Origin of the sequence: Staphylococcus intermedius NCTC 11048, from assembly GCF_002902385.1 — a bacterium.
Taxonomy (GTDB): Bacteria; Bacillota; Bacilli; order Staphylococcales; family Staphylococcaceae; genus Staphylococcus; species Staphylococcus intermedius.
Genome location: NZ_PPQH01000015.1, coordinates 1 through 5,065 on the forward strand (window position 1 = coordinate 1; position 5,065 = coordinate 5,065).

6 protein-coding genes are annotated in these 5,065 nt (G+C 28.6%); all 6 read right to left on the reverse strand.

The window, feature by feature from the left end:
- Nucleotides 1-156: 156 nt before the first annotated feature.
- On the reverse strand, nucleotides 157-423 hold the full coding sequence (locus tag CD138_RS04100; RefSeq protein WP_019167497.1) for a Txe/YoeB family addiction module toxin: 267 nt from the start codon (nucleotides 421-423) through the stop codon (nucleotides 157-159).
- The gene (locus CD138_RS04105) at nucleotides 423-680 is read right to left on the reverse strand and encodes a type II toxin-antitoxin system Phd/YefM family antitoxin (protein ID WP_019167498.1); all 258 of its coding nucleotides are present in this window, start codon (nucleotides 678-680) and stop codon (nucleotides 423-425) included. The genes CD138_RS04100 and CD138_RS04105 overlap by 1 nt, the downstream gene beginning before the upstream one ends.
- A 986-nt stretch (nucleotides 681-1,666) precedes the next feature.
- Nucleotides 1,667-2,992 (reverse strand): accessory Sec system glycosylation chaperone GtfB, encoded by a 1,326-nt coding sequence (gene gtfB / locus CD138_RS04120; protein ID WP_019167500.1) that lies wholly within the window; start codon nucleotides 2,990-2,992, stop codon nucleotides 1,667-1,669.
- Complete coding sequence (gtfA, locus tag CD138_RS04125) at nucleotides 2,985-4,484, reverse strand: accessory Sec system glycosyltransferase GtfA (protein ID WP_019167501.1); 1,500 nt, start codon at nucleotides 4,482-4,484, stop codon at nucleotides 2,985-2,987. Before gtfA ends, gtfB begins: the two co-directional genes overlap by 8 nt.
- Nucleotides 4,485-4,528: 44 nt before the next feature.
- The gene (locus CD138_RS04130; protein ID WP_019167502.1) at nucleotides 4,529-4,717 is read right to left on the reverse strand and encodes a hypothetical protein; all 189 of its coding nucleotides are present in this window, start codon (nucleotides 4,715-4,717) and stop codon (nucleotides 4,529-4,531) included.
- A gap of 110 nt (nucleotides 4,718-4,827) precedes the next feature.
- A partial coding sequence (locus CD138_RS04135; RefSeq protein ID WP_142380750.1) for an LPXTG cell wall anchor domain-containing protein occupies nucleotides 4,828-5,065 on the reverse strand: 238 nt, incomplete at its 5' end.

Genomic DNA, 5,065 nt, shown 5'->3' on the forward strand with positions numbered 1-5,065 from the left:
GACAAAAAGTTGTTTATATACTTTCAGCATACTTACACTATGAATGATTAGACTATTTCTGGTTCTGTTGCAAAGTTAGATATGTAATATAATTTTGCAACAGAACCAAATTCAATACATAACTTTAGTTATGATCTTTGAATTTGGGCAAATAGGTTATTCATAATGCGACCATGCAGAAAGTATAACAACTTCTTTTTGTTCGTCATCAACTGTATAAACCACTCTATGTTGATGATTAATACGCCTTGAATAACGTCCTAAGTGTTTAGGTTGTAACTTTTCAAATGATTGGTTTGGATAATATGGGTCTAGCTTTAAAGTTTCTACAATTTTTAAAAATTGACTTTTAAGCTGCGACTTCTGTATTTTCTTTAAATCTGTTTTCGCCGAATTTTTAATTGAAATAGTGTAGTTACTCATTACAAGTTATCCCAATCTAGATCATCAATATTTGTATAGCCACTATTATCCTTTTCACGTTCTCTTACTTTATCCATAGTGCCAGTTGATTCAAGAAACAACGTTTCTTGGATACTATCCCAATCTTTTTGACTTACAATAACTGCGTTATTTTCACTTTTAGAGCCACTTATAATAACAGGCTCATGGTTATCATTAACTTGTTTTAACAATTCGTAAAACTCTTGTCTCGCATTTGTAGGAGTTTTAATATTCATTGATATCACTTCCTTTATTAGTATACTTATATTATAACGTACGTTTTTACGTACATCAATAATGCAGAGTTTCCTTTTTAAAATTTGAATAAAAATACAAAGCACTAACATTGGGTTACCAGTCAAAACCCCGTCAAATCAACGATGTATATTTCATGAATAAAACCACCTTTTCGCTTAGTCGTTAAAACATTGATATAACAACATTTCGACCGAAAAGGTGGTTGACATAATAAAAGATTATAGGCAGTAACTTTGTATATTTACAGTATATACTCCCTTATTTTTAAGTCTAATATAACTTTTTAAAAAATAAACATAATAAATACAAAAAAGATAACTATATTTATTGGTAAAAGTGATTTACAAAACTTTTCAGCTTTTTCTTTTAAAGAGAATTTCTTATTTAAATGGTTTTCAAGCATAAACGTACTAAAAATTATTACAAAAAACTTGAGAAAGTATAGCAACACATTTTCGGAATAAATATTAGTTACAGGAAAAGAAAATAAAAATAAAGTTGTAATATGAGTCAGCGTAAAATAGAATTTGTCTATAAATTGTTTCACTTTAATCACCATTTCTTTTTATTAAGCATGATTACAAGCAATTGAAACTCCAGCATAAGCCACTGTCATTCCAGCACCTACGCTCCATCCGACTGGACCAGAAACACCTAAGCGGCCATCGCTCCAGTCGTAGCTAGTGTATGACCAGCACCAGCTGCAGTCAGTGCATCACAGGCTGCACGAGTTTGTATCCCAGACTTATTATTTTGTTCAATATTTTTTTGAATTTCTTTAATTGTAAAATTTTTTATTAAAAAAGGAGACAGTTATTGATTGTTATAACTAAATAATTATGCTGAATTTTTATAATATTCACAATTTGAAGAGGGCTTTAAACTATCTGACTTTGAAATCATTTCTGATATCTATCTAATAAATAATTTTTTCAAAATACAATAATTTATATAAAATATTAGATTAATAACAAAATAGCTTTCTAAAAAAATTATGATCAATTGAACCTGCTTGAGACAACTGTAAATTTAAACGCTGATCAAGCTTTTGTTTATCTAAAGAAACTTCTTTAAGAGTCTTACAAAGAGGTTCATATAAATCAATATTAAATAAATTAGCTTGAGAAGTTACTTCTAAATTGTGTGCAAGTTCTTGATAACCTAATATTAGCATCTTATAATCAAAAGCTGCTCTAACAGAATTCATAATTTCATTTCCTTTATTAATATCTAGATATATATCACACATTTTGTATAAATTCACAAGCTTTTGTTTTTTAGCTCCTGGATATAATCTCACATTGTCATATTGCTTTAAGCTCAATAGCACATTAGACATTTCTGTTAAAGCTGCGATGTGAAATTCTAAGTGAGGATTTTCTTCTATAATATCACTTATATGTGGTAATTGATCCGAATTAGTCAATGTTAATACACGATTGCCATGTTGATTTGATTTCAAAAATTTATATACATAACCAGATTTAAATACTTTATGATCCCATTCTTCGCGTATTTTAAATAGTATTTCTTTATAATCTTCTTCGTTAGAAACTGCTATATTATATTTTTGGTTATTTTTACTTAATAAATTTTCAAGGTGGTTGATTGTATTATCGTTAACATCTTGTTGTAAAAACAAAGTATTATTATAGGCATTTTCTAAGTTATTTAAGACTGCAGCTGTAGTAAGAAATGAATTAATCAAAAATGATTCGCTATCAATTCCATTTACACGTAAATAGAAAATAATAAAATGAACTTTAGAATTGAAAATATACTCTTTACCTTTCCAATTCAGCATAATATCATTTGTAATAATATTTTCTGTCATAAATATTTGGCCGTTATCATTAAAAAAGTGTTTTAAAGTCCTTCTGTGGTTTTTGGGATTTAATACTACTTGTGCATACTTAAAACCATGTTTATTATAATAGTCTATATATTGTGTGTGACCATTTTTATTTAACCATTCAACACGCTCAACAATTCTAAACTTGTAATTAGGTCTATAGATAATTCTAGCTTTTATTTCATCTACATTTTTAATTACTGCATCATTGTTATTACCTTCAATTTGCCAAAATCTCGGCTTTTTTACTTGATTAAAAAATAATGGTTGTTCTGTATGTGTTTTATTTTCTGAAAAAAATTGATACGGACTCAACACATCATCTGGTAAAAAACCATTTTCTTCTACAACAATAGTCTTCCGATCAATACCTGCATACTTAAAACTCTTATATAACACGATTGTCTTTTTATCAAATTGTTCAAATAAATTAATCATTTTGCACCTCTTCGATTAATTGAGTCCATTTATTTTGTATCGCTTCTAATTTAAAGTCTTCAGCAATACGGTAAGAATCATTCTGAATTTTTTTCATATCACTCTTAAAATAATTCACTATAGATTCAGCTATTTTGTTTATAATTTCTTCTTCAGAAGCTTCATTTGTATCTAATGATATTAAGTAACCATTATTCTGATGGTTGATGAAAGTTGGATTACCATAATTCACATCAAACCCTATAATACCCAAACCAGATCCTACAGCTTCCATCAGTGTTAGACCAAACCCTTCACTTGTAGATCCTGATAAAAACAATTCATAGTTTTTATACGTGTTTTCTAAATCTACATGTCCTAATAATGAAATATAAGTTGAGGCGTCATTCTCAACAATTAGTCTTTTCAGCAATTGTTTTTGACCACCTTCACCATATATATCAAATGTAATTTGTGGTATTTGTTGTTTAGCTTTTATAACAGCTTTCACTAACCAATCTACATGCTTTTCATTTGCGAGCCTCGATGCTGTCATTATTGAATATGGTTTTCTGTGCTCAGAATAAACTAAAGCCTTTAAATTACCTACAGGAATAGTATAAATTTTAGGTGTAATATTTAAATATTTTTGAAATTGGGATTGAAGTAATTTATTTTGAATATCCGTAGCTGTGATATAAAAATCAATTTCATCAGCATTCATAAATACATATTCATAATGATTATTCCAAAGGATATAGTCATCATTAGAGATAGGTTCATTGAAATGTTCAGCATGAACGACAATACCTAATTTAGCATCATTTTTATTTTCCAACACAGGCTGTGCGATATCTGTAGAGCGATCTAGTATAATCATATCTTCGTTTGTTAATTTCAATTTTTCAAATAGATATCCTACTAGTTGCGGTTTTGAATATATCATCTCATCTTTAAATTCAAATAAACTTTCATTTTCATTTAAATATTCGCTAAAAGCTATGGACCCATCTTCATTATAAAAATCTCTTTTAAATAGTATAGCTTGTTCTTCTTCTGGGGCGAAATATTCTGATGAAAATCTTACATATGAATAATAATCTCTTCTCAGCAGCTTACCTCTTGATACATATTCCACTCTATCTACAATGTCACTATTTTCATACTTCAAATAACAAATTATATATTTATTATCATAAAAAAACTTTTTAGTTTTACCATCGAATTCCATGTGATTATATTCGGAACTTTGCTTACTTAATATCTCATCAAGTATCACACTTGTTGGCGCTATTTTAATATCTGTAAAATATTGATACAACCAAATAATTTCTTCATCTTTAAACCCTAAGTTACTCGTTAATGTTTGGATATTTTCATAACTAATAAAATCTAAAAATATAAATTTTAATGATTGGCGTTGTCTTCTCAAAGCTTGAGCTCTGTATAATTGAGCATATTCTACACCACTACTTGCCCAACCAATACCAAAGTTTACGCTATACACTGTCATAGATGCACCTCCTAGATATTATATGACTCTCTTTGCTTATTATATTAAATAAACATTTTGATAATTCCTGATGCTAACATTAAAACTAATATCAATGTAAATACGAATTTCATTGTTAAATATTCCTTCTTAACTTTCTTTGTGTCATGTTCTGGATCGTATTCATTCAACTCTTTTTCAATTTCTGCATTGATATCATCTAAGTCTTCGTCTTTTTTATTGTACTCATTCATACAACATATTCCTCTCCTAACTGTACCTCGTTACTATATCATTTATGACGATAAAACAAGCTAAGGAACTATTTCCTTAGCTTGTTCTTATACAAATTTAGTGCCAACAATTAATCTTTCAAATCTTTATTTCTACGTCTTCTCAGTAATGCTAAACCACCTAAACCTAACACTCCTGCTAACAGGCCATTATTATTTGTCGATTGTCCTGTTTCTGGTAAATCATTATCCTTATTTTGATCTATTGAATCAGACGTACTTAGTGACTCACTTTCGCTTAATGATTCGGACGTACTTAGTGACTCACTTTCGCTTAATGATTCAGACGTACTAATCGATTCACTTTCA

What these genes read in the sequence shown, in the direction of transcription:
- CD138_RS04100 (WP_019167497.1), bottom strand. Translation starts at nt 423, where the DNA reads ATGAGTAACTACACTATTTCAATTAAAAATTCGGCGAAAACAGATTTA.
- CD138_RS04105 (WP_019167498.1), bottom strand. Translation starts at nt 680, where the DNA reads ATGAATATTAAAACTCCTACAAATGCGAGACAAGAGTTTTACGAATTG.
- gtfB (WP_019167500.1), bottom strand. Translation starts at nt 2,992, where the DNA reads ATGATTAATTTATTTGAACAATTTGATAAAAAGACAATCGTGTTATAT.
- gtfA (WP_019167501.1), bottom strand. Translation starts at nt 4,484, where the DNA reads ATGACAGTGTATAGCGTAAACTTTGGTATTGGTTGGGCAAGTAGTGGT.
- CD138_RS04130 (WP_019167502.1), bottom strand. Translation starts at nt 4,717, where the DNA reads ATGAATGAGTACAATAAAAAAGACGAAGACTTAGATGATATCAATGCA.